The organism is Bradyrhizobium manausense, from assembly GCF_018130615.1.
GTDB lineage: Bacteria > Pseudomonadota > Alphaproteobacteria > Rhizobiales > Xanthobacteraceae > Bradyrhizobium > Bradyrhizobium manausense_A.
In genome coordinates this window covers 148,664-171,331 of the sequence record NZ_JAFCKB010000011.1, presented here as the reverse complement: position 1 = coordinate 171,331, position 22,668 = coordinate 148,664, and the positions used below count along the sequence as shown (strand labels likewise).

At 58.2% G+C, this 22,668-nt stretch carries 23 protein-coding genes and 3 pseudogenes; 15 read left to right on the top strand and 11 right to left on the bottom strand.

Annotated elements, in window-relative coordinates; genetic code table 11:
* Positions 1–21: 21 nt before the first annotated feature.
* The gene (locus JQ587_RS21775; RefSeq protein ID WP_212426619.1) at positions 22–447 is read left to right on the top strand and encodes a Rieske (2Fe-2S) protein; all 426 of its coding nucleotides are present in this window, start codon (positions 22–24) and stop codon (positions 445–447) included.
* 48 nt (positions 448–495) lie between these two features.
* Here the strand turns inward: JQ587_RS21775 and JQ587_RS21770 are convergent, their stop codons facing one another.
* Positions 496–936, bottom strand: coding sequence for a MarR family winged helix-turn-helix transcriptional regulator (locus JQ587_RS21770; RefSeq protein WP_212426618.1), 441 nt, complete (start codon positions 934–936; stop codon positions 496–498).
* A 218-nt stretch (positions 937–1,154) separates the two neighbouring features.
* Here JQ587_RS21770 and JQ587_RS21765 point away from each other — a divergent pair, with 218 nt between their 5' ends.
* The 3 genes from JQ587_RS21765 to JQ587_RS21755 are packed head-to-tail and all read left to right on the top strand — an operon-like array spanning position 1,155 to position 3,911.
* Entirely contained in the window at positions 1,155–2,114 is a 960-nt protein-coding gene (locus JQ587_RS21765; RefSeq protein ID WP_212426617.1) for a PDR/VanB family oxidoreductase, read from the top strand.
* A 46-nt stretch (positions 2,115–2,160) separates the two neighbouring features.
* Positions 2,161–2,943: a VOC family protein gene (locus JQ587_RS21760; protein ID WP_212426616.1), complete on the top strand. Its 783-nt coding sequence runs from the start codon at positions 2,161–2,163 to the stop codon at positions 2,941–2,943.
* 8 nt (positions 2,944–2,951) lie between these two features.
* Positions 2,952–3,911, top strand: a complete 960-nt coding sequence (locus tag JQ587_RS21755; RefSeq protein ID WP_212426615.1) for an NHL repeat-containing protein — start codon at positions 2,952–2,954, stop codon at positions 3,909–3,911.
* Positions 3,912–3,979: 68 nt separating this feature from the next.
* Here the strand turns inward: JQ587_RS21755 and JQ587_RS21750 are convergent, their stop codons facing one another.
* The 3 genes and pseudogenes from JQ587_RS21750 to JQ587_RS37060 all read right to left on the bottom strand — a co-directional run.
* Positions 3,980–4,816 (bottom strand): universal stress protein, encoded by an 837-nt coding sequence (locus JQ587_RS21750; RefSeq protein ID WP_212426614.1) that lies wholly within the window; start codon positions 4,814–4,816, stop codon positions 3,980–3,982.
* Between the two features lie 221 nt (positions 4,817–5,037).
* Positions 5,038–5,193: pseudogene (locus JQ587_RS37065) on the bottom strand (tripartite tricarboxylate transporter permease); the annotation flags it as partial.
* Between the two features lie 163 nt (positions 5,194–5,356).
* A pseudogene (locus JQ587_RS37060) lies at positions 5,357–5,532 on the bottom strand (IS21-like element helper ATPase IstB); the annotation flags it as partial.
* 388 nt (positions 5,533–5,920) lie between these two features.
* On the opposite strand from JQ587_RS37060, the gene JQ587_RS21740 reads away from it, so the two are divergent.
* From JQ587_RS21740 to JQ587_RS21715, 6 genes are all read left to right on the top strand, one after another.
* Entirely contained in the window at positions 5,921–7,015 is a 1,095-nt protein-coding gene (locus JQ587_RS21740) for an ABC transporter substrate-binding protein (protein WP_212426612.1), read from the top strand.
* Positions 7,012–7,848 (top strand): ABC transporter ATP-binding protein, encoded by an 837-nt coding sequence (locus tag JQ587_RS21735; protein ID WP_212426611.1) that lies wholly within the window; start codon positions 7,012–7,014, stop codon positions 7,846–7,848. Before JQ587_RS21740 ends, JQ587_RS21735 begins: the two co-directional genes overlap by 4 nt.
* Positions 7,845–8,699, top strand: coding sequence for an ABC transporter permease (locus JQ587_RS21730; RefSeq protein WP_212426610.1), 855 nt, complete (start codon positions 7,845–7,847; stop codon positions 8,697–8,699). The genes JQ587_RS21735 and JQ587_RS21730 overlap by 4 nt, the downstream gene beginning before the upstream one ends.
* Positions 8,700–8,740: 41 nt before the next feature.
* Positions 8,741–9,721 (top strand): isopenicillin N synthase family dioxygenase, encoded by a 981-nt coding sequence (locus JQ587_RS21725; protein ID WP_212426609.1) that lies wholly within the window; start codon positions 8,741–8,743, stop codon positions 9,719–9,721.
* 30 nt (positions 9,722–9,751) lie between these two features.
* Entirely contained in the window at positions 9,752–10,810 is a 1,059-nt protein-coding gene (locus JQ587_RS21720; RefSeq protein WP_212426608.1) for a LacI family DNA-binding transcriptional regulator, read from the top strand.
* A gap of 130 nt (positions 10,811–10,940) precedes the next feature.
* Positions 10,941–11,960: an adenosine deaminase gene (locus JQ587_RS21715; protein WP_212426607.1), complete on the top strand. Its 1,020-nt coding sequence runs from the start codon at positions 10,941–10,943 to the stop codon at positions 11,958–11,960.
* On the opposite strand, the gene JQ587_RS21710 is transcribed toward JQ587_RS21715, so the two are convergent.
* The 3 genes and pseudogenes from JQ587_RS21710 to JQ587_RS21700 form a co-directional block, all read right to left on the bottom strand.
* Complete coding sequence (locus tag JQ587_RS21710) at positions 11,936–12,211, bottom strand: hypothetical protein (RefSeq protein ID WP_212426606.1); 276 nt, start codon at positions 12,209–12,211, stop codon at positions 11,936–11,938. The genes JQ587_RS21715 and JQ587_RS21710 overlap by 25 nt on opposite strands.
* Positions 12,212–12,535: 324 nt before the next feature.
* Positions 12,536–13,981, bottom strand: coding sequence for a hypothetical protein (locus tag JQ587_RS21705; protein WP_212426605.1), 1,446 nt, complete (start codon positions 13,979–13,981; stop codon positions 12,536–12,538).
* 550 nt (positions 13,982–14,531) lie between these two features.
* Positions 14,532–14,888, bottom strand: a pseudogene (locus tag JQ587_RS21700) (hypothetical protein); the annotation flags it as partial.
* Positions 14,889–15,106: 218 nt separating this feature from the next.
* Here JQ587_RS21700 and JQ587_RS21695 point away from each other — a divergent pair.
* Entirely contained in the window at positions 15,107–15,304 is a 198-nt protein-coding gene (locus JQ587_RS21695) for a hypothetical protein (protein WP_212426604.1), read from the top strand.
* A 389-nt stretch (positions 15,305–15,693) separates the two neighbouring features.
* Here the strand turns inward: JQ587_RS21695 and JQ587_RS21690 are convergent, their stop codons facing one another.
* The 4 genes from JQ587_RS21690 to JQ587_RS21675 all read right to left on the bottom strand — a co-directional run bounded on the left by JQ587_RS21690 (position 15,694) and on the right by JQ587_RS21675 (position 19,752).
* Entirely contained in the window at positions 15,694–15,921 is a 228-nt protein-coding gene (locus JQ587_RS21690) for a hypothetical protein (protein WP_249154434.1), read from the bottom strand.
* Positions 15,922–16,483: 562 nt separating this feature from the next.
* On the bottom strand, positions 16,484–18,121 hold the full coding sequence (gene groL / locus JQ587_RS21685; protein WP_212426603.1) for a chaperonin GroEL: 1,638 nt from the start codon (positions 18,119–18,121) through the stop codon (positions 16,484–16,486).
* A gap of 69 nt (positions 18,122–18,190) precedes the next feature.
* Positions 18,191–19,147, bottom strand: coding sequence for an RNA polymerase sigma factor RpoH (gene rpoH, locus JQ587_RS21680; protein ID WP_212426602.1), 957 nt, complete (start codon positions 19,145–19,147; stop codon positions 18,191–18,193).
* Between the two features lie 152 nt (positions 19,148–19,299).
* Positions 19,300–19,752 carry an Hsp20 family protein gene (locus tag JQ587_RS21675; RefSeq protein ID WP_212426676.1) on the bottom strand — a complete coding sequence of 151 codons (453 nt, stop codon included), beginning with the start codon at positions 19,750–19,752 and terminating at the stop codon, positions 19,300–19,302.
* 299 nt (positions 19,753–20,051) lie between these two features.
* Here JQ587_RS21675 and JQ587_RS21670 point away from each other — a divergent pair, with 299 nt between their 5' ends.
* From JQ587_RS21670 to groES, 4 genes are all read left to right on the top strand, one after another.
* Positions 20,052–20,261, top strand: a complete 210-nt coding sequence (locus JQ587_RS21670; protein ID WP_212426601.1) for a hypothetical protein — start codon at positions 20,052–20,054, stop codon at positions 20,259–20,261.
* Between the two features lie 9 nt (positions 20,262–20,270).
* Complete coding sequence (locus tag JQ587_RS21665) at positions 20,271–20,456, top strand: hypothetical protein (protein ID WP_212426600.1); 186 nt, start codon at positions 20,271–20,273, stop codon at positions 20,454–20,456.
* Positions 20,457–20,758: 302 nt separating this feature from the next.
* On the top strand, positions 20,759–20,977 hold the full coding sequence (locus JQ587_RS21660; RefSeq protein ID WP_172648801.1) for a hypothetical protein: 219 nt from the start codon (positions 20,759–20,761) through the stop codon (positions 20,975–20,977).
* Positions 20,978–22,345: 1,368 nt separating this feature from the next.
* The gene (gene groES, locus JQ587_RS21655) at positions 22,346–22,660 is read left to right on the top strand and encodes a co-chaperone GroES (protein ID WP_172648799.1); all 315 of its coding nucleotides are present in this window, start codon (positions 22,346–22,348) and stop codon (positions 22,658–22,660) included.
* The last annotated feature ends 8 nt before the right edge of the window (positions 22,661–22,668 follow it).

Below are 22,668 nucleotides of genomic sequence, written 5' to 3'. Positions count from 1 at the left end.
ACTCAGGACGAGGAGCAGCACATGCGTTACGTGGTAGGTGCGGTCGCGGATCTTCCGCCGGGATCGTCGACGGTTGTCTATCCGGACAAGGTGAAGAGCGGAATTGGCGTTTTCAACGTCGGCGGACAGTTCTACGCCCTAAAAAATACGTGTCCCCACATGGGCGGCCCGCTTTGTAAGGGCAGAGTTCGTGGCACGACAGAGGCGGACGCGACGGACGAAGAACGCGTCGGAATGCACTGGGTGCGTGAGGGCGAGATTATTGCGTGTCCCTGGCATCACTGGGAGTTCGACATCAGAACAGGACGCACGCTCTTCGCCTCTAGGCAGCGCGTGCGTAGCTATCCCGTAACGATCGAACCGCTGGAGGTGCTTGAGCGGCTGAAGAAGGGCGTCGAGACAATTCCGGTATCGGTCGAAGGCGCGACAGTCGTCCTTGATATCTGAGACGATTGTCATTTGAACCGTACACTCTTCGGCGGACCATTCGCCGGCCTATCGACGACTCTCTGTCTCGATGATCCTCTTGATAAGGGTCAGCCCTCGCTGCAGCTCTTGGCGTTCGCGAACCGTCAATTTCTGGAGGATCACGCCAGTCAACCAGTCTTCCCGCAGGGCAAAAATGTCTTCGAGAGTCTTGACGCCCTTACGTGTCATTTCGATGAGCACGGTCCGACCATCAGTTGGATGTGGTCTGCGGCGGACCAGTCCGTTTTCTTCGAGCGACCGAACGGTGTTGGTCATCGATTGCGGGCGGACTTTAGTGGCCGCTGCGAGGTCGTTGGTGCTCAGTGCGCCTTGGCGCTGGAGATGGCCAAGCACCGTGAGTTGCTGGAGCGGAGGTCCGGCCTCGATACGAATGACTCTGGCCCCCTTTCCCAAAGTCTCGCGAAGCTCAAATGCGAGCGCCGCAGCGGAATCCCGATCTCCGTCCATATGTGATCTACCTTGGCCTCGCGAATTGCTGTCAATTGATACGCAACGCTATCAGCGCCGTCAACGGAACATAGGGCTCTCAAGCGCCCGCAGTGGTGCTCAGGCGACCTACGGAGAGTCACCGAGATGCGGCGAACGAATTGCACGGCACCTTGCGCGTTGGCCGATTGAGTTCGGTCGTCAACGATTATGCTTCGTCTAGTCTTCGAGGAGTGTCGATGCCTGAACGCGACTTCGAACTAGTGATCACCCGCATAGACTTGGTGGCCAAAGGAATCCTTCGTCTCACGCTCGCACAACGAGATGGGGCCCAGCTTCCAGCCTGGGATCCCGGCGCGCATGTTGATCTCCATTTCGTTTCTCAGGGTGTGGAGTATGTGCGGCAGTACTCGCTGTGCGGCCGACCGACCGATAGACACCACTGGCAGGTGGCTGTGCTGCTCGTAGCTGATGGTCGCGGAGGCTCGGCCCATATCCACCAAGCCTTTGCTCAAGGGGATACGGTCCGCGTCACGGGTCCGCGCAACAACTTTCCCCTGGTTCCAGCGCAGCAATATCTGTTCATCGCCGGCGGCATAGGCATCACTCCGATCTTGCCAATGATCGCGCACGTTTCAGCATCGGGTGCAGACTGGCGACTCCTGTACTGTGGTCGGTCGGTCGAATCGATGGCCTTTATCGATGACGTCAATGCGTTGGGCGCGGACAGGGTCGTGCTTCAGGCGCGCGACGCCCGTGGCCGGGCCGATCTGGCCGCCCTCATCGCCCAGACCGATCGAACGACCGAGATCTACTGTTGTGGACCGGAATCGATGCTCCGTGCGGTCGACGAGAGCTGTGCGTCATCGTCGCACGACAGGGTTCACGTTGAGCGGTTTTCTCCTAGCGAAGGCGTTAGCGGGGCTACGAACAGCGCATTCGAAGTCGAATTCGCGCGTTCTGGCGTTGTGGTCACCGTGCCTGCGGACCGCTCCATCCTGGAAATGGCCGAGGAGTTCGGTGTCGACATAGACTCGTCATGCCAAGACGGCGTGTGCGGCACGTGTGAGACGAAGGTGATTTCGGGGACACCTGACCACCGGGATTCGGTGCTCGGTGCGAAGGAGCGTGCCGCGGGCCAGACCATGATGGTGTGCGTCTCGCGATCGTGCTCAGCCCGATTGGTACTTGATGCTTAGTGACAAACAAAGTGACTCTTAATCTTCTAGCAAGGGAGTGATCGTGATGACAGTAGCAGCGCCTCAGAAGAGTGCTTCGTCGGCTTCGGGAGAGCAACCGCGCCACCGGCGGATTCTGCAGGAGTCGGGGCCGGCGGCCGGCCGGATTTCGGGCATCAATCATCTTGTTCTGTTCACCCACGACATGAACGAAGGGGTGCGCTTCTACCGGGATTTGCTCGGGCTTCGTGTGGTGCGAACCATGCGTTTCACCACAACCGCCGAGGGGCTACGTTCAAGTGGACACCATTCGAGCGGTTCGGCCATTCGCGCGAAGTCCGAGGATCCCCAATTTGCTGTGACAATGAACGTTCGTCAGGTGTTCTTTGAGATGGGCAACGGCGAGTTGTTTTCTCTCTACGAGTCGCCGATTATCTCGAAACGGCCAGCCGCTCCTATCAGCTCATTCCTTTGGCCCTCCGGCGGGACGCAACAGTGGAGTCAACCACGTGAACCTCAGAAGCTGGATCATCTCTCATTCGACGTACCTACGCACGCGGACTTAGTATGGTTCCGTGAGCATTTGCTTTCGAGCGGTCTTGCGGTGTCCGAAATCTCCGAGCGGCGCGGTGCCGACAACAAGCATCGCTTCATTTCCTCCATCTACTTCTCTGACCCGAGCGGTAACCCCCTTGAAATTGCGACTTTCGATGTTCCTGACGTAGCGTGGCGGTCCTACGACTTTTCGAGCTGGTTCTTCGACGAGGATCCGGTGCCCGCGCTCCTCGACCATGGGGCCGATAAAGTTCAAGCGCTCGTCCCGCGCTGGGTCTGTCAGTCGACCGAGTGAGAACTACGATGTACTTTGAAGAAGTCTCCGGCTGGGGCGAAGAGACCTGGGAAGATCGCGACGTCACCGGCGTCGCGGTCGACGCCCATGATCGTGTCTACGTCCTGCGGCGGGGCGATGATCCGGTCACCGTGCTGGACAGCAGTGGGACCGTCGTTGATCGTTGGGGCAACGGCTGCTTCTCAAATCGCCCGCACCTCATTTCAATTGGTGACGACGAGAAGATCTACATCGCTGACGATGGCGGCCACCGGGTCTTCGTATTCGACCGTACGGGGTGTCTGATAGAAACGATCGGCAGCGGCATACCGTCCGTAACCGGATTCGACGAGGGCTTGCCGAGCAAAGAGCTGGCGTTTGACCGGATGCCTGGGGGAGCGCCCTTCAACAGGCCTACCAAGGCGGTGGCATCGCGGACTGGAGAGCTGTTCGTCAGTGACGGCTACCGCAATTGCCGAGTGCATCGATTCTCCGCAGACCGTCAGCAAGTTCATTCCTGGGGCGGCTCTGGGGCCGGCGCCGGCTGCTTTGTCATACCGCACAGCGTCGCACTCGACAGCGAAGGTCACGTCCTAATATGCGACCGCGAGAACGATCGGATACAGGTTTTCTCCCCCGACGGCGAGTTGCTGCACGTGTGGAACGACGTTCAACGGCCGACGGATCTGGCGCTTGATCGCAAAGGATATATGTACGTGACCGAGCTCGCACGTGGTCCACACGACTTGAAGTCGTGGCGGCTCGGGCCTGCGGACCAAGAAATCCCTGGGCGGGTGACTGTATGGTCTCCGGACCGTTCCATTGCTGCTCGAATAGGGGCGCCCGCGGTGGAGTTCCTTGCTCCGCATGCGATTGCGATCGACTCCACGGGCGCAATCTATGTGTCTGAGGTCCCGGAATCGTTCGCGAATTGGACCGGAAGACCCTATCGGCCACATCGATGCCTTCGCAAGTTCGAACTGCGCTAACCTGCGGGGCGCTCGCGTTACGCTTGCCGTTGCGCGAAAGAGCATGCCTGCGAATTGTAAGCGCAGTTTCAGTGCGCCATGAGCACCGGTAAGTCCGCGTGCTCCATGACATAGCTGGTCGCGCCGCCGAATATCATCTGCCGCAGTCTGTTGCGGGTGAAGGCTCCTTTTATCAAGAGATCACAGCCTTGTGCTCTCGCGGTGTCGAGTACCGCTTCGCCAGTCTCCCGGTCTTCGAGCTCGACGCTGATTAGCTCGGCGGCGATGTCGTTGTACCGCAATTGCCGGACTATTTGATCGGCAGATGGTCCTGGTACTTCCTGTCCGCCAATCACGGTCAACACCCTTACCCTGTCCGCCAGACGAAGCAATGGCATGGCAAGTGCATTTGCCCGGGCCTGCTCGGTACTGCCGTTCCAGTGGATCATGATGTTTGTCGCGATGCATTTCGGCGCGCTTGATGGCGCCAGCAGGACGGGCCTTCCGCTCTCAAAAAGTGCTGCCTCGATGGCTCGCCGGTGAGGGCCTGCAGCATCGACATCGGTCCTCGCCATTACAATAACATCGAAAGCCCGCCCGTAACTTCCGACAAACTCTTCACTCTCAGGGGAGGTTTCCAACCAGCCGAAGCTTGGTCCGCTCGGGTTACCGGCTCTTGCGATATTGTGCTCGACCATGAGCGCTTCGAATGCGTGCCGCATTTCGGCCAGCTCTTCTTGGCTCCTCTCAAGATACGAATCTAAGGCGAAGCCGGTGGTCAATTCTGTAACCAAAGCTTGGGGATTGCCATACCGGAGCCCAAAGCCCTCGGTGTAGGCCCCGGTGCGTTGCGCAAGACGAGCGGCGGCACCGAGAACGGATGGCATGATCGCAATGTTCTGGATCGGTACTAAGATTGTCTTCATTCTTAGTCTTCCTGTTTCGGGTAAACGCCCACCTGCAACGTAGGCCTCCTTTAGAAACCCCGCTGGAGCCAATGCGTGGCGGTCTGCCGCTCATCATGCCGCGTTCCGGACCGCGTGTCAGCACTGCTTGCAGAGCAGTCCATGCGCGGGCGATAGACAGATCGATATCCCGATATCTCGATACTCCATGCGCAGGCCCCGGCGTGAGCCTTGGCGCCCAGCGGAATGCCAAGGCTCGTTGTTGGGATGAAGTCGCCCTGAACGGCCGCATGGGTCGATGCTTCCGGGCTCGCAACGCCTTCAATGGCACCGTTGCCGAACTTCGCTGGACGCTTCGAAATGCGCTTTTCTACCGCGTATGCAACAAAAGATGCAACGAAGTCCTCGACATGCGTGCGCTCGTGGCGTTGGTCGGCGCTGGGCACGGTTTGATAAAGACGGCAACGATCGCGCGAGGATCATTGCCCACTAGGCCCCGATCTTCCAACGGCGTACGCCGGTCGCGAGCTGGTAGAGACCCGCAACGATCGTCCGTGCTTGTCACTCAGCGTTCAACCTTGACCTCTCATCGGCGTCCACTTCTGCCCCCTTTGCGCGGCGACTCTGCTGGTAGCGCTCGTCTCGTCGGAGCTGGCCGGGATAGCCGAGGGGAGACGAGCGCAGGTGACATGATCGTCGTCTCGGCTCTTGAACCGCCAGCTATCGTTGTCGGTCTCGGCAGGTTCCGGCACGGATCGCTCGCCGACATCCCGACAGCGGTTTCTTTCGAAGCCCTTAAGTCGTGACGGCTCGGAGACGCCGCTCACGCCACTCGTAAAGACGCGGTCAACTAGCAGGCGGCCACCTTACGCCCGCTCCACGGCTGGTCCGAATGCCAGTCGGCTTTTCTGGACAGTTAGTCTGCTCAAAACTTTTCCCACGCTGCCTATTGGGTGCGCAGACGCGTCGCGAGACGAGGCGCATGCTTGCACAGAAACGGGAAATCACAGGCAAACTGACCGAATAACGGCTGCAAAGCTCACGAAGCAAGTTGGCATAAAGCTTGCTGACAACGTTTTCAGCGGCTCTGAAAACGTTTGCAGAAATTGGGAAGGAGCGATAGTGATGAGGCCGACTGGTTTGTTCCGCGCTGGAATTGTGTTGATCGTCTCCCTGCCAATCGCGACCGGTGCGTTCGCCCAGCAACTGAAGCACGTGACGCTCGCCGTCGGAACTTCGGTTCTTAGTGTTGGCTATCCAATGGACACGCTGCCGAGAACTTTGGGTTACTGGAAGGCGGAGGGATATGATGTTGATGTCCAGCCTGTCGGGACGTCGTTGCAGGCGATCCAGCAGATGGTCGCGGACAATGCCGATTTTGCTCAGGTCAATGCAAGCGCGGTCATTCAGTCGGATGTGACCAACCAACTTTCCGTTCGCGTTCTGATGGCGAACGGCGTGACGGACTGGACCATCGCCGTCCCGTCCGCATCCGACATTCACACAGTCGCCGACCTCAAGGGCAAGACGATTGGGGTGTTTAGCGCGGTCTCAACGGGCGGGTGGCTGCTCAATCACTCGCTCAAGCAAATTGGCCTCACCAGCGAAAGCGCCAACATCAACTACTTGCCACTTGGGCTTGGTGCTGCGCCGGTGGAAGCTATGCGACGCGGCGAGGTCGATGCACTGATCTACTGGGCAACCGCAACGGCAAGCTTTCGCAATGCCGGCCTGTCACTCAGGGAGATCACCCCATCCGAATGGAGGACCTACCCCGACTATTCCCTAGCGGCGATGCAGGCCACGATTGCCAAGGATCCCGACATGGTCGTTGCGATCAGCCGCGGCGTGGCCAAAGCGACCGTCTATGCACTCGCTAATCCCGAATGCGCCGTGAAGCTCCAATGGAAATCCTATCCTGCCACGAAACCAACCGGCGTCGACGATGCAACCGCGCTACGCATGGACGTTACCACCATTAGCGCGCAGCTATCGACGCTGGCGGACGGGTTCAAGCTCAATGGCGGGAGACAGTGGGGCGCTACGGACTCGGGAGGCATCGATAGACTACAAACCTTTCTCCAGGAAGCCGGACTCATAAAGAAGGCTTTGCCGGCGGACACCTATTTGGCTGCGATCCCGGACTTCTACGCAAGGGTGAACGATTTTGACGTCGAGGCAATTCGAGCAGCTGCCAGGAATTGCGAGGTTCACGAATGACCCCGACAGGAGCCACTCTCGCACCTTGCCCAATCTCCCCCGCGAGTGGATCGCCGGCCACCCCCTGGGTTTCGATCTCCCGGCTGGAGAAGCGGTACAGAACTCAGGGCCAAGCCGAGATCCACGCTCTTCAGGACATCGATCTGTCGATTGAGCGCGGTTCTCTCGTTACGATTGTCGGGACCAGCGGATGCGGAAAGAGTACCTTACTCCGGATTTTGGCCGGGATCCTTCCCCGTTCATCGGGTGATGTCTTGATGGGCGGCAGATCTGTAACCGGACCAAGTCGCGATCTGGGCCTGGTCTTCCAGTCGCCCGTACTGCTTCCATGGCGCACGATCCTCGCGAATGTGCGCGTACCAGCGGAGATTCAGGGGCTCGACAGCAGCAGAGCTGAAAGACGCGCACGCGAGCTGTTGGCCATGGTTGGTCTCGCGGGCTTTGAAGATCGATATCCATCCGAGCTGTCGGGAGGAATGGCGCAGCGAGTCGGCATATGCCGCGCGCTCGTCCACGAACCCAGTCTGTTGCTCATGGATGAGCCGTTTGGCGCGTTGGACGCGATGACACGCGAAACGATGAATCTCGAGCTGCTGCGAATTTGGCGCGAGCAGAAGATCACCATTCTGCTGGTGACGCACAGCATCCCTGAAGCGGTTTTCTTGGCAGACAAGGTGGTGGTCATGACACCTCGGCCGGGACGGATTGCGGAAGTGCTCGATATTGATCTCCCTCGTCCTCGCACTCTGGCGATGTTCAATACGCCGGAATTCGGAAAGTACGTCGGGGCGATCCGGCGACACTTTCATGCAACCGGGAGTCTCGACGAATGAGCGACGCTGTCATCAGAGCCGTCCGTCAGACGACATTGCCCGATTCTAAAGACCTGACCACCAAGCGGTTCGATTGGCGTCAGAGCCGTCTTGTCGCACCTGTCTTCCTGATCTGCCTGCTTGCTGGCTGGGAATCTCTCGTGCGAGGGATGGGCATTCCGACTATTGTCCTGCCTCCACCGAGCGGTGTAGCGGCAGCACTCCTGAGCGAGATCAGCTCGATCTCGTTTGCTCGCAATTTCAGCGTAACACTTGAGGAGGTCATCGCCGGATTTGCGGTAGGTTCTCTTCTGGGTGTCGTGCTCGGCATCCTCATCGGTCAGTCCAGTTTTCTCGAGCGGACGTTGTACCCCTACGTTGTCGCATTCCAGACCGTACCAAAGGTCGCGATTGCACCGATTATTGTGATTTGGTTCGGCTACGGCCTGTCGTCCAAGATCATCATCACGGCGATGATCGCGTTTTTTCCCGTCATCGCAAACACGATTGTTGGCCTGCGCTCTGCGCCGCAGGATCAAATCGAGATGCTGCAGGCCTATACCGCCAGCCCTTGGCAGATATTTCGCATGGTGCGGTTTCCGCAGGCGCTGCCTTTCATATTCGTGGGGTTAGACGTCGCAGCGGTGCTGGCGGTCATCGGCGCCGTCGTCGGTGAATTCGTTGGCGCGAAGGCAGGTCTCGGCTTCCTGATCCTACAAAAAAACCTCACCTTCGACATGGCAGGTGTGTTCGCCATCCTGATCGTCCTGTCCCTGATTGGGGTGGGCCTGCATGGCCTTATCGAAGTCGCGCGCCGCCGAGTTCTATTTTGGGCGAGCCGCACTGATGACAAACCACTTAACGTTCCGTGAGTCGATCCTAGCCTGAGTAATCCGAAAAAAGGAAACTATCCATGACTGAACAGATTCGTGTCGCCAGCCGCAGCGAGGTGCCTGTGCTCGATTTGGCGCCCTTGCTCCAAGGAGGTCCGATCGACGAATTGGCAAAGCAGCTGGACCGTGCATGCCGGCAAACCGGTTTCTTCTATGTTGCCAATCATGGCGTTTCCGAGAATGCCCTCAATGCGGCTTTTGGAGCAACCAGGCGCTACTTCGCGATGCCAATGGAAGTGCGCCAGCGGCATCTGATGCACCCCTATTTCCGGCGTGGCTACATGCCGCAAGGCGTCACCCAGCAACCCGGCTATGAAGCCGATCTGAAGGAGAGCTATGAGGTCGGCCTGGATCTGGCGCTAGATGATCCGGACGTCGTCGCGCGCCGCCCGCTGCACGCACCTAATCAATGGCCAGAGGAATTGCCGTGGCTGCGAGAGGCTGCAGAGACTTATTTCAATCAGACGAAGGCTCTTGGGGAGCGCTTGTTGCGTCTGATCGCCCACGCGCTGGAGCTCGATGACGGGTTCTTTCTGCGCTACAACAAAAAGCCGATGGTGCAGATGCGGATGTTTCACTATCCGCCGCAACAAACGACGGACGCGGCGCTCGGCGCGGCTCCGCACACCGATTTTGGCATGATTACGCTTCTAGCGCAGGATCCAATCGGCGGTCTCGAATTGAAGAAGCGCGACGGAGAGTGGATCGCCGCACCCTACATCGATGGGACTTTGGTCGTGAACATTGGGGACCTGTTCCAGCGTTGGACAAACGATCGCTACATTTCCAATTTTCATCGCGTTACCAACCGCACCGGCCGTGAACGTTACTCGATCCCGATGTTCTACAATCTCGATTACGATGCTCCGGTCAGTTGCCTGCCCACGTGCAGTACCGACGACAATCCTCCCCGATACGAACCGATCAAGTTTGGCGATTATATCGTTGGCCGATTCAAGGCCGTACAGAAGTTCAAGACTGAAGACGCGGCAACAGGCTGAGCGATTGTACCAGGCAGCGAGACGACAGGAATGAACGTCGAGAAGCGGACACGGGCCGCATCGGAGCCTAGCGCCGGTGCGGACTTGACACTCAGAGACATCGCACGCCTGGCTGGCGTGTCCATATCGACCGTGTCGAGGGTGATTAATCGCCGCGATATCGTCGCCCCCTCAAAGCAGAAGGCGGTCGACAAGGTTCTCAAACAGTTCTCCTATATCCCGAACAATGCCGCGCGCCTGTTGATCAGTGGACGGTCAATGACAATCGGCCTTGTTGTACCAACGATGAGTAATCCACTGTTCGCTCCGACGATCGAAAGCGCAGAGGAGACATTGCGAGCCGCAGGATACGGCGTTCTCGTCGCCTGCTCCAATCGCGATCCGGATCGAGAACTCGATCAAGCGAAAACCATGATGGAGCGCGGCGTCGATGGCATGATCCTAACTGGTGCGAATCATCGGCCGGACTTGCTGACCTTGCTGCGTGCAAAGCGTATTGCCGCCGTGTTTCAGGACTGCTCTCATAGCTATCCGGGTTTCCTGTCGATCGCCATGCAGGACGCTGCGGCGATGGCTCTCGCTATCGATACCTTGGTCGAGCGCGGCCACCGTCGCATCGCCCTATTGACGGGACCTACCGGCAACACGCCGCCGGTTGCTGACAGGCTCCGAGGTGCGAGAAAGCAACTCGCGAAACATGGACTGCAGGTGGGTGCTGATGACATCGCCGAGACGCCCGATTATGACGCTGCCAGCGCACGTGAAGCCGTAAGTCGGCTCTTGATGCGCCGGCCGCGATACACCGCGATCGCCTGCACTGGGGACATTCTCGCACTCGGCGCAATCATGGCAATTCGGCACGCTGGCCTCGCTGTGCCGGCTGATATTTCGATCATTGGCTGCAGCGACTCGGTCATGGCGCAATACGTTGACCCACCACTGACCACCATTCACCTTCCATTTAAGCGCATGGGCGAAATCGCGGCCGCGCAGCTTCTGCGCGGCCTCGAAAGTCATCGGCTAAATGGGAGGAAGGTCCTCGACTATCAGCTTATGGACCGGCAATCCGTCCGCAGTCTCCAGTCCTGAAGCTGGCAAGCACAGCACGATCAGAAGAGCGACCCGCGGTCCAACCAGCGCATAACCCAACGGCAACTGACCGCGCCTTCTTCGCAACGGTTCCAAATATGCTCTCATCCTCCGAACAAAGGACGTTTACATGACAAACTACGAGTCGTTTATCCGCGGCCTCCCGAAAGCTGAACTTCACATGCACATCGAAGGTAGCCTCGAACCGCGAATGATGTTCGATTTGGCCGCGCGCAATGGCCTCAAGCTACGGTGGGGCAGCCCAAGTGAGCTTCAAGCGGCATATCAATTCACGAATCTGCAGTCGTTTCTGGATCTTTACTATGAGGGTTGTCGGGTTCTGATTCATGAGCAGGATTTCTACGACGTGACAGCCGCATATTTGCGCCGCGCGAAGCAAGACGGCGTCATTCGGGCTGAACTTCTCATCGGCCCCCAAAGCTTTACCACTCGCGGCGTTGGGATTGAGACCGTGATGAATGGCGTGCTGCGAGCAATCGAAGACGCGAGGCACGACCTTGCAATAAGCTCCGGTTTGATCGTTACCGCGCAGCGGCATCGGACCGAGGCGGACGCCATGCTCTTGCTCGATCAAATCATGCCTTGGTCAGATCGGATCCTCGGAATCGGGATGGGAGGCGCCGAAGTCGGCAATCCTCCCTCCAAGTTCGTTAATTTCTTCAGAGCCTGCCGAGACAGGGGTTTTCGAATCACGATTCACGCTGGCGAAGAAGGGCCGGCTTCCTACGTGCGCGAGGCGGTCGAATTGTTGCGCGTCGACAGAATTGATCACGGCAACTCCTGCCTGGCAGATCCTGAACTCGTCGCGGAGATTGTCAGGCGAAAGCTTGCCTTGACAGTCTGCCCGCTATCGAACCTCAGGTTAAAGGGAGTGCCATCGCTTGAGCAACACCCCCTTAGGGCGTTGATCAATGCGGGCCTTCACGTGACTGTAAACTCCGATGACCCCTCCTATTTCGGTGGATACGTCAGCGAGAACCTCATCGAATGCCAGCGGGCGTTAGACCTCTCCTTGAATGATGTCGTGGACCTGGCGCGCAACGGCTTCACCGCAGCTTTCATCTCCCCAGACGAACGAGATAAGGCGCTCGCTTCCATCGATTCTTATGTCGCGGCGTTCAGGATGTAGGTTGTCCACACCAGCGCGACCGCGCCGATCGAACCGCGCGGTCGCTCGCCAGCGCAGGCACTGGCGAGCGTGGAATTCGGGATTGCGAACCACATTCTGTCTCGTCTAACCGGCGGCGCCGCTTGGGCGTAGACAAAATGCTGACGCGGCATCAAAACCCAAACGCTTTGTGCCCGTTCCGCTCGCTCATGGAGGTACGCAAACTCGACCGCGAGCAGCACGCGGACGCCCTCGATCGAGACGCTGACCACTGCGTCTCCGGAAGCGCTTCGCATTATTCGGGGTGGCCGGGGGGCAGAGTTTTGAGCGAATTTGGAAGCCGCTGGGGACGCTCCTCTTTCTGAGCGGATCTGGTTTCGTTGATTCCGATCCTACTCAACTTGCCTTGCCACGCTCACGTTCGATGGCTCAGCGATTGCCGTTCTCGTTGCGAAAGGCCGCAATGAAATCGCAACGAATTGGGTGAAACGACCGTGAACAAAACAGGACGGGGACGATCACCTCACCAAGAAAAATCAATAATTTAGAAGATGCTCATTGCGTTCGGGACGCAGGGAACGCCCTCGATCAGATCGCTACCTGAACGGAATGTCGGTATCGGCGGTTGCGCCTCCATGATTTGAACCTGCTCGACAGCCTTTGAAGGCGCAATTGGATCTTCCACAAAACCGTGGCGATTGTGGCTCAGCGCTGTGCCGGTCGCGACGCTCCACCAGTCTGGCCTGGGCGGCGTCGTCGCTCTCGCTCTCCGGCGCAAGTCCGGTCCGGGCGGCCCATTCCAGGGCACTTATTGAGGTCGCGAGCTCCTTCTGTTCGTCGATTGACCAGAATTGAAGTCGGGGAGTGGACAGGTAACCGTAGTAACCGCCCGGATCGTCGCGATTGGGATCACTCAAATGCCCGACGAAATCAAGTTTTGCCGTTCTCGCCGACAGATCGAGAAATTCAGGGCTGATGAGAGCATCGATCTGCTGAATGCGTCGTCGTATCCATGCCGTGATGGTCTGTGCACGGTTGATGTCTTCCGCCATGGCCGTCTCCAGGTGAGAAAGCACTATGGAGAGCTTTGATCGTTCCAGGAGCTGCTCGTGGATCGTATCGACAAATTCCAGGCATCGCTTTTCCCGGGCAGCGAACGCTTCCTCGCGCCTGCGGTGGGCTTCCGCTTGCCGGTGTTGGCGCTCGCGCTCCTCGGCAGCACGCTGCCGCTCCCTGATGCGCGCCGCATGTTCAGCTAGGCCAGCGACAATCTCGGGCAACATGGCCTCAACCAGTTGCGTTTTGCCGTCAGAGTATGTGTGGCGGAGCCCTGACCAGGAGTTGGCGTGAATGACTATGGAGAGCCGTCCGGACGAGGAATAGTCGTATTGCGGCGAGGCTGTCCGCGAGAAGCCCCATGGAAGATTGTCGTCCTTGCGCTTCAACTCGGCAGGGGTAGGCTCGTGCGGTGTTTTCCGTGGCCGCTCTTCAACGCCAAAGGCGATTGCCATGTCTTCGGCCGCAAGATCGAGACCGACGTCGCTGATCTTTGGGCGATATCCCTGGGTTTCTGCGAGGGCGAAAAGCCGGCTCAGGAGCTGGAGAGCCCGGCCAATTGAATTTGGCGCGACCTTCATCGGTACGAGGCCGCGTCCCCGACTGCTTTTGAAGCCCTGCACGTCGGGACGACCTTTCGAAATCGCTCGACGCGTCGGGCCTAAAATCGAGGGTTCTTTGATCTGGGAACTAGTTGAAATCGTTGCGGCGGCAGGTGCGGGCAGGATCATCGACGCGAGCCGCTCACGGACTTCCGCTCCCGCCTTTCTCACTTGTTCCGGTAGGCTCTCCGATGGGCTACCGTTGATGCTCGCCCGATCAAGTTTCCTGTCTCTCAGTCCAGGGAGGAGCGGCCTCTTGCAAACCTGCTTGCCGTGCTCGAGCTTTGCCCAGTATCCACGTTCAGGAGTAGGGATCTTGTGGCGGTCGCAGGTCTTCTTAAGAGCTGTGCTGGTGACGCCATAGTCGGCGGCGACCTTGGTCATTGGTCTTGACCAGACCTGTTCGTAGAGCTCTTCACGTGAAACCGTATGCACGTCCTGCCTGTCGATGTTGAGCTGGTGGCCGATGCCCTGACGGGCGCTCCGGGCTTATCCTGTTGCGGTGCATTCAAGACTGGCGGCACTCCTTCCTTTCAGTGTGCCTCGGCCTGCGCTCCAGCAGGAAGATTCTATTCGATGGTTACATCCTTCCACACCTGTGGATATCCGGCAAATTGAGAAGCAGTGAAGCCAGGATCGGCGGCGTATTCAGAATTGCGCCGAAATGAGTTGTTGAGGGGTCTTCTCCCTTCGGATGGGATTGACGACAAGGCCACTGCTTTGGAGTGGATCGTACAGAAAGGCCGGGTCCCCAAAGCTTAGCAAGCGACCCGAATTTGATTGGCCACGCTGTTCTTGGCCGTTGTTAGCTGAAACTGGCCAACTTGATCAGGCTGAATCGAACACGTTGCAGCGTCGCCAGGGCCCGCCGATGATTAGGAAAGCCGCGAGTTTGCACGGATCCTGTTCCGAGTATCTTCGAAACGACTACTCGCTACTCTTGCCCAGCGGAGGCCGCCGCCGTAGTGCTCACCAAGAGACCCTGTTGCGATTTGGGCGTCAGCTCGACCGCCGCGGCGTTGGGGCTGCCCAGCTGAGCAACTTTGTCGGTAGTGATGAGATTAGTCACTCGCAATTCCTCCCGAGAGAGTTCATGTAAATCTTCCCACGGCGGAACGTTTAGCGACAGTGACAACAAATCACCCGCGCCGCCCATGTCGAAGGTGTATTTGGCGAGACGTCCGATATCGCGCTCAACGGTCATGAGATCATATGCGCTGTAGCTCGCGGCCCGAGCATTGTCAGCGCGGTCGCCCATCCAGATCTGATGCACGCGGACATGCGCTTGTTCACGAGGTCGGAGGCGACTTGGACGCGTGAACCGCCCGTCTGGCTGCGGCCCTTGATGTCGCCAGTTGAGCCTTGGTGGATGCCAGGGCCAGACTCGGCGGATCTCGGCTTTGAACCAACCGGTCTCCGACGCATTTAGTCCCTGCGCGAGGCATTTTGCCACGAGCGATCGATCGAATGGCAAGGTCCTTGTAGACAGGCGTCTATCTTTTCCGCGTCTTGACCGACGACCGCGTCAACAGGCTTTGGGTTGCCGCGGGAGCATCTCCCGAGGACGCGGTCGGCTTGGTCTTAAATGCCATTCCGGAGGGCTGGTCCGCCTCGCTGGCGCAGGCACAATTGACCCTCGCCGAGATGGAAAAGCTCGATCTGAAACAGGGCGAAGTATACGAAATCACTCGCACCATTCGCATGTGATGGCGGCTACTTCTGAGCTAATTGAGGCTTTTCGGGGTAGTTGCGCCAATACCAAACTGAACGCTTTGCACGAAGTTCCATTTTCCCGCGTAGCTGAAATGGTGGGTTTTGGTCTAGAAAGGTCGAAAATGCTTTGTCTTTCAACGGGGATTGACTGACACTCTCTCCGCCATTTGCACGATTTTGTGCGCCAAACTACGATTTCGTGCGATCTGTCTGCCGGATACTTTGTTCGGGTTGGGGGGCGAGTCGCTCCTCCCGCTGCCACCTTTTCCCCGGGGCGAGCGGAGATTCGTGCCGCATGTCACCAGCCCGAAGTCCGGAAATCGCCTTCGCTTGAAGGAAAACACAAAACCCGAGCGCGTGCCGATCGACAATTCGGCTATGCATCAGTCGTGGCGTGCCTTGGCCTGATCAGTCGCGGCGCGGGCCGCTGCCACGGCCATCCAGTTCCGCAGCAGTCCTTTGTCCTCCTTCGAAAATGACGCCCGGCGCTTGAGATCCTCCAGTGTCTCACCGGGATGGCATCGTTCGTAGTCCTCCCGGATCAAGGACTCCAGGTAACTCCGCTCTTCCTCACTCGCTATGTCCACATGATGACGATAGTCGGTCGGCATGGTTCACGACTTGACGATGCCCGATGCCGGCACAACGGCAAAAGCGACTGCTCAGTTCCTGCTGTCAATTGCAAGCGATCGGGAGCTGCGGATGACACCTTGGCTCCTTCGCGGTAAACCCCAGTCAGCCTCCTATAGATCTAGAGCGCACATCAAAATCCAGTAGAGAGCAGGCTCGCTTGCGCCACACTGTCATAGTGGGTCGCTCATAGGTTCGCTCCGCGGTAGACTGCCGCTATTTGTTTTCCTCGACCGCGTGGAAGGACGGGCCGTACGTTGCTTATCGCGCATTCGACGAGGTTGCGAGGATTGTCGTCGGTTCGCCGCCTTGGACGGTGACAATCCGTTAGTTTCCCTGGAGGGGCCGGCCCCGCCCATCGCATCGCGCGGTTCGGTTTGCAAAGACCGCGGGAGTAAATTTTGCGCGGCAATGAACGGCAGGGCCGCCACCGCGCCAAAAACGTTGACGAGAAGCGTTGCCATGACCATTTCCGTAAGCATGCTCATTCCTCTCGCGGGCAGATGACGAAATTCCTCGCTAGCGGATGGGCCTGTGTCAGGATCAAAGATCCATTTCGCCCCCACCAGCAGGGACCCCTTGGCTAGCTCCGTTCTTCTTTTTCGGCGCCTCAGCAACCATCGCTTCCGTCGTGATCAACAGCGCCGCGATTGAAGCTGCATCCTGCAGGGCGGACCTCACGACCTTGGTCGGATCGATGATGCCTTTCGCGAAGAGATTGCTGTACTCCCCCGTCTGGGCATCGAAGCCCCAGGCGTACTCCTTGTTTTCAAGTATCTTTCCAACAATGAGTGATCCATCTTCGCCGGCATTCTCTGCTATCTGTCGTGCCGGCCAACTAAGAGCCCGCCTGACGGTCTCCAGCCCGTGGCGCTGGTCGTCGTTTGCCGGCTTGAGTTTTGCCAGCACGGCTGAAGCTCGCAGCAGCGCTATCCCACCGCCTGGGAGTATACCTTCCTCGACTGCGGCACGCGTCGCGTGCATGGCATCGTCGACCCGATCCTTGCGCTCCTTGACTTCGATTTCGGTCGAGCCGCCCACTCGGATCACGGCAACTCCGCCCGCTAGCTTTGCAAGCCGCTCCTGCAATTTCTCGCGGTCATAGTCCGAGGTGGTTTCCTCGATCTCCGTTTTGATCTGCCGGACACGCGCCTCGATTTCGGGCTTTTTGCCGGCGCCGCTGACGATCGTTGTGTTGTCCTTGTCGATCATCACCTTCTTGGCACGTCCAAGCATGTTCAGCGTGACGTTTTCGAGTTTGGTGCCAAGATCTTCGCTGATAAAGTTCCCGCCGCTGAGGATAGCGATGTCCTGCAACATGGCTTTGCGACGATCACCAAACCCCGGCGCCTTGACGGCGGCGACCTTCAGCCCAGCGCGCAGCCTGTTCACGACGAGTGTCGCCAAAGCTTCGCCTTCCACATCCTCCGCGATGATCAGCAGGGGCTTTCCACTTTGTGCCACCGCTTCGAGCAAAGGAAGCAGAGTCTGCAGGCTCGAGATCTTTTTTTCGTGGAGTAGGATGTAGGGTTCGTCGAACTCGACCCGCATCCTCTCGGTGTTGGTAACGAAATAGGGTGAGATGTAACCGCGGTCGAACTGCATGCCCTCCACGACCTCCAGTTCGGTCTCGAGCGATTTGGCTTCCTCGACCGTAATGACTCCTTCGTTGCCGACCTTCTTCATTGCATCCGCCAAGAAGCGTCCAATCTCCCTGTCGCCATTGGCGGAAATGGTAGCAATTTGCGCGATCTCCTCGTTTGAAGCGAGCTTTCTCGAATTTTTCTTCAGTTCGCTGACCACCGCTTCGACAGCAACATCGATACCGCGCTTGAGATCCATAGGATTCATGCCGGCCGCAACGGCCCTGGTGCCTTCGCGCACAATTGCGTGCGCGAGCACGGTCGCAGTCGTGGTCCCATCGCCTGCCTGGTCGGAGGTCTTCGAAGCAACCTCCCTCACCATCTGTGCGCCCATGTTCTCGAACTTGTCTTCAAGCTCGATCTCCTTGGCGACGGTCACCCCGTCCTTTGTGATCCGGGGGGCGCCAAAGCTCTTTTCGAGCACGACGTTGCGGCCCTTCGGCCCCAGCGTCACCTTGACGGCATTGGCGAGTACGTCGACACCCCGAAGCATCTTCTCCCGTGCGCCCGTTGAAAATAGAACCTCCTTCGCGCTCATGGTCACTTCTCCCGAAGCATGCTTGCCTGCATCTAATCCCCTTGCGGTGATAGCCAGAGACGACCTAGGTCAAGCGCAGGAATTTTCAAGAACTCTTTGGCTAGCAGAGCCAGGTTTTGCATCCCTTTCGTCCCGCTTCCGAGCGGCGGGCGGCAAGGAATTGCCGAGCTTGGTATGTACTGCGACCTTCAGGCGCTCGAAAGCGCGCTGCTCGATTTGTCGGATTCGCTCGCGCGAAACGCGGTACTCTCGCGCCAAGTCATCCAGCGTCTTTGGCTCGTCTGTTAGCATCCGCGCCTCCAGAATCGCGCGTTCACGCGCCGACAGCACCTTGAGTGCCTCCGACAGAGCAGCCCGTCGTCGTTCGTAGTCATCGGCGTCCGCCAGTAGGGTTTCAGAATTGGGCGAAGGATCAGCCAAACGATCCTGCCATTCCTGGGAAGTATCATCATCGCATATCGAGATATTGAGGGAGGCGTCACCACGCAGTCGCCCATTCATCTCGATCACCTCCGACGGACTTACCTGTAAGTGTTCCGAGATGTAACTCACCTGGTCCGGATGCAGATCGCCATCCTCAAAAGCGGACAATCTGTTCTTGAGCTTTCTGAGATTGAAGAACAGTTTCTTTTGGGCAGCCGTGGTGCCCAACTTGACGAGTGACCAGGACCTCAAAATGTATTCCTGGACAGATGCCCTGATCCACCACATCGCATAGGTGGCCAGACGAAATCCCCTCTCAGGTTCAAAGCGCTTAACGGCCTGCATCAATCCGAGATTTGCTTCCGAAACGAGATCAGCAATCGGCAGACCGTAGCGGCGATATTTCATCGCGATCTTTGCCGCCAGCCAGAGATGACTGGTCACCAGGTGATAAGCGGCCTCGCGATCGCCATGATCTCGCCAGCGCCTGGCGTAGCTTGCCTCCTCGGACGCTTCCAAGAACGGAAATTTTCGAATCTCCGTCAGGTATCGGGAGAGCCCTCCGTCCGAGGAGACCGAGGGAAGTGCTGCCATGCCCACCATGATGTTCGCTCCTTTCTTGCTGGCTGCATGCGTATGATCGCGAGATAGTCGCCGTCGTATCGGCGGCCACTGTCCTCGCGAGAAATCCAAGGACGAGATTGAGTAGCCGCGCGAGATCCGCACGGGTGAACTGCCCCCGAGTGAAAGATCGATCAGGCGGCCTTCGCCTTGATCCGCCTGACATTGCCTTTGTTGACTTCGCCGATCGGGATGCGCTGCGGCTTCATCGCTTCCGGAATTTCGCGCAGAAGGTCGATGATAAGGAGGCCTTGCTCGAAGCGAGCACTATCGACCTCGACATGGTCGGCCAGCGTGAATAGACGCCGGAAGGAACGTGCCGAAATGCCCCGATGCAGGAAGTTCTTCGCTTCTTTCTCAGCCTTGCGGCCTTCGAGCGTCAGCACATTTTGCTCGACGGTGAGCGCGATCTCGTCCTGCGTGAATCCGGCCAGAGCCACCGAAATTCGGAAGCGATTCTCGTCGAGACGCTCGATGTTGTAGGGGGGATAGCTCTCGTCGGCAGTCCGCTGGACCTCGTCGAGAACGTCTAAAAGGCGGTCGAAGCCGATGGTCGACCTCCAGAGGGGAGTCCAATCATACCTCATAGCCAAATCCTCCTGAGAGCAAGTTGGGTACGAGCCGGCACCGGACACCTGCCGGTGCCCGCCTTCAGTCCGGAGCCCATTTGGCGCCCCGGCCGCATCTCTGCGTGACCAAAAGAATCCTCAAGCCTGGAAAAAGTTCAAGAGGGCGGGGAAAATTTTTGCTTCCCGCAACGGCGTGGCTAACCAGCCGTTGAGTGGCCGCGCGGAGTCTTGACGGTGGGCCGCCCACGCCTAAATTTTCGGCGCCAGGGGGCTTTCCTCTTGCACAAGGAAAGCATGACGACCGTCAGGAGACGACGATGATCGAGGAGAACCTTGCCCGCCTGCGGGCGTACCGCAACAACATTCGCCGCTACCAGCGGTTGCTCGCGACGCAAGTCTCGGACCTGGAGCGGGCCTTCATTGCGAAGCGGCTGGAGGAAGAACAGGCCGAAGCCGAAGCTCTTGTCAAAGCGACATTTCCCTTCAGTCTGCCGGCGCTTGGGCAATCGGCGGACGCAGCAGCGTAGAGGCGCGCCATGTCTGGGCTCGAAGCTTTCATTATCCGCGGGCACGAGAAAATCATCGATCACTATCGGCACCTGCGCGATTCCGCTCCTTCCCGCGCTGAGCGGGAACGTTTCCAGCGGCGTATGGAGGAAGAAGAGGAAGCTTTGCGGAAGTTTCTCGAAGGGCGATCGCCCCAGGTACAACGCGCGGCTTAGCCCTCTGCGGTCGCCACACTCGTCTCCTGGCGACACGCGCTCGAGAGAAAGGTGGGAGAAGGTTTAATGATTGACAAAAAGCGCCGCCCAACCTTTGCGGGTGCCGCAGACCTTATCGCACACGCTAAGGCGGCGGCCCGCCATCTCGAAGACCTCTGCGCAGCCTGCACGAATGGCGACAAGGCTGCGGCACGAGCAGCGCTGCGCCAGGCGATTAGCGAGCTTGAGGTGGCGCGAGCCATGGTACGGACTGGACTTGAATGACGGGGAGCAGCATCGTCTCATCCCACGATGAGGTTGTGATGACCACGAAGGTTCATGATGCGTTGACGGAGGCCCTTGATTGCGTGAAGGCAAGCGGACTAATCCGCAAGTACAGTCTTGTCTGGAGTGGTCGTAGCGAGGTGCCGCACATCACCATCTGGAAAGCGACCGATGCTTCAGATGAAGCTCTGCGCCACACTCTTGCGGAATCTCTTGCTGGTCTCGCAACCGAGTCGCAGGTTACCATTGAAGAGTAGGCGAATTTTGGTATTGAGGGGTCCCGAATTCACCCTCGGGCCTTTGATGCAGGATGACACTCTGTGAACCTCGCCCGAAGCAATGGGTTCAAACCTGGCCGACAGTTCAGGCTCGGCGAGTTCCATACGCTTGCCGGTCGATCCGCTGTATGACGCCGATCGAAGATATTCTGGAGCCTTCGCTCGGGCACCCGCTCTTGAAGATTGCCCACGCTGCTCTAGATCGCTTGCCGTCAAGGACCAATGACTTCGCGGTTCGAATTTGCGGCGCCATTTCTTTAAGACGACTTCCGCATTCGAAGCTCGTTGGCAGCAGAAGATGAGAGAGGTAAGGGCCAACTGCTGCGCTCCGGCGAGGTTTGACCATGGCAATCCGTATAGAGACTGTCATTGAGTGTGGCCAAGGTAAGCTGCCGCCGAGAGCTTATCTTGGAATTGCAGCTGGCTCTCTTGACCAGGACGGTAGGACTGTGCTCACGGCCCGTGAAGCCTCGTTCGCAGCGTTGGAGGAGCAGGTGCGTGAGATAAAGGCGCAATTGGATGCTTGTCTTACCGAAGTAAAGGCTTGCTTGCCGCGTTGAGCCAGTACTTTAGGAATTCACGCGGATTTCGGAGGGTAGCGCGCCTGGCATGTAAGGCTGTCAGAGACGAATGATCTGAAGCCGTCAAAGGAAGTCGTCTCACTTCGGTGGCTGTAGTCCGCGAGATGTGATCCAGCCAGCTACTTCGGCTACCATTTCGTTTTCGCGAGCCTTTCGTAGAAGCTCTGCTTGCTCCGGCCCTGGAGGAAGCTTTTTTGCTTCGTCTCTAATGCGTTTGGCTTCGTAGGCGAGCCGTCCTTCGAGGGTAACGGTTTGCTTAAAACGGCGGCGAACTTTCATGACACCACCTCGTGCTTACGGGTCCTAACCGTAGGGTTCGCACTTTCGGTTCTACCACTTAGTGACGCCGCGATCTGTTTCCAAGTCACCAGGCACCAATTTCGATCACCACCAACGACGCGCAGGTCCTGATGCCGGCCAGGTCATAGTCGCTTGCAGCGGCAATGCGCGAGGCGGTGCCAGCAACAGCACCCCAGGGACTAGCATGGTCCGGGACCATATGGGCAGCAGAGATCCCCCGCACCGGTTCGGACCGCAAGCGAAATTTCTCATTTAATAACAATATTTTACAAGGATTGTCGTGCGTCCGGTTGGGTCGCCGCGGCAAGCTGTTCAAGAGCGCATTGGCAGTCCTTTGTTGGGAGTGCCAAAAATTTTAGCCGCCCCTCTTGAATTGGATTTTTTCGGTTCCTAGGTCGTTTTTCCGCCGGGGGCTGGTTACCGGCCCCGGTTAAATGACATCGCTAGACTGTTAAGGAGGATGTGCATGCATTTCCGTCCGTTGCACGACCGTGTGCTCGTGCGCCGCATCGATGCCGAGGAGAAGACTGCCGGCGGCATCATCATTCCCGATACCGCAAAGGAGAAGCCGCAGGAAGGCGAGATCATCGCTGCTGGTCCGGGCGCGCGGAATGAGCAAGGTCAATTGGTCCCGCTCGATGTGAAGACCGGCGACCGGGTCTTGTTCGGCAAATGGTCGGGCACCGAGGTGAAAATCGATGGCCAGGATCTCCTGATCATGAAGGAGAGCGATCTCCTGGGCATCGTCGAACACAGCGGCAAGTTGAAGAAGGCCGCCTGACCCCGCTG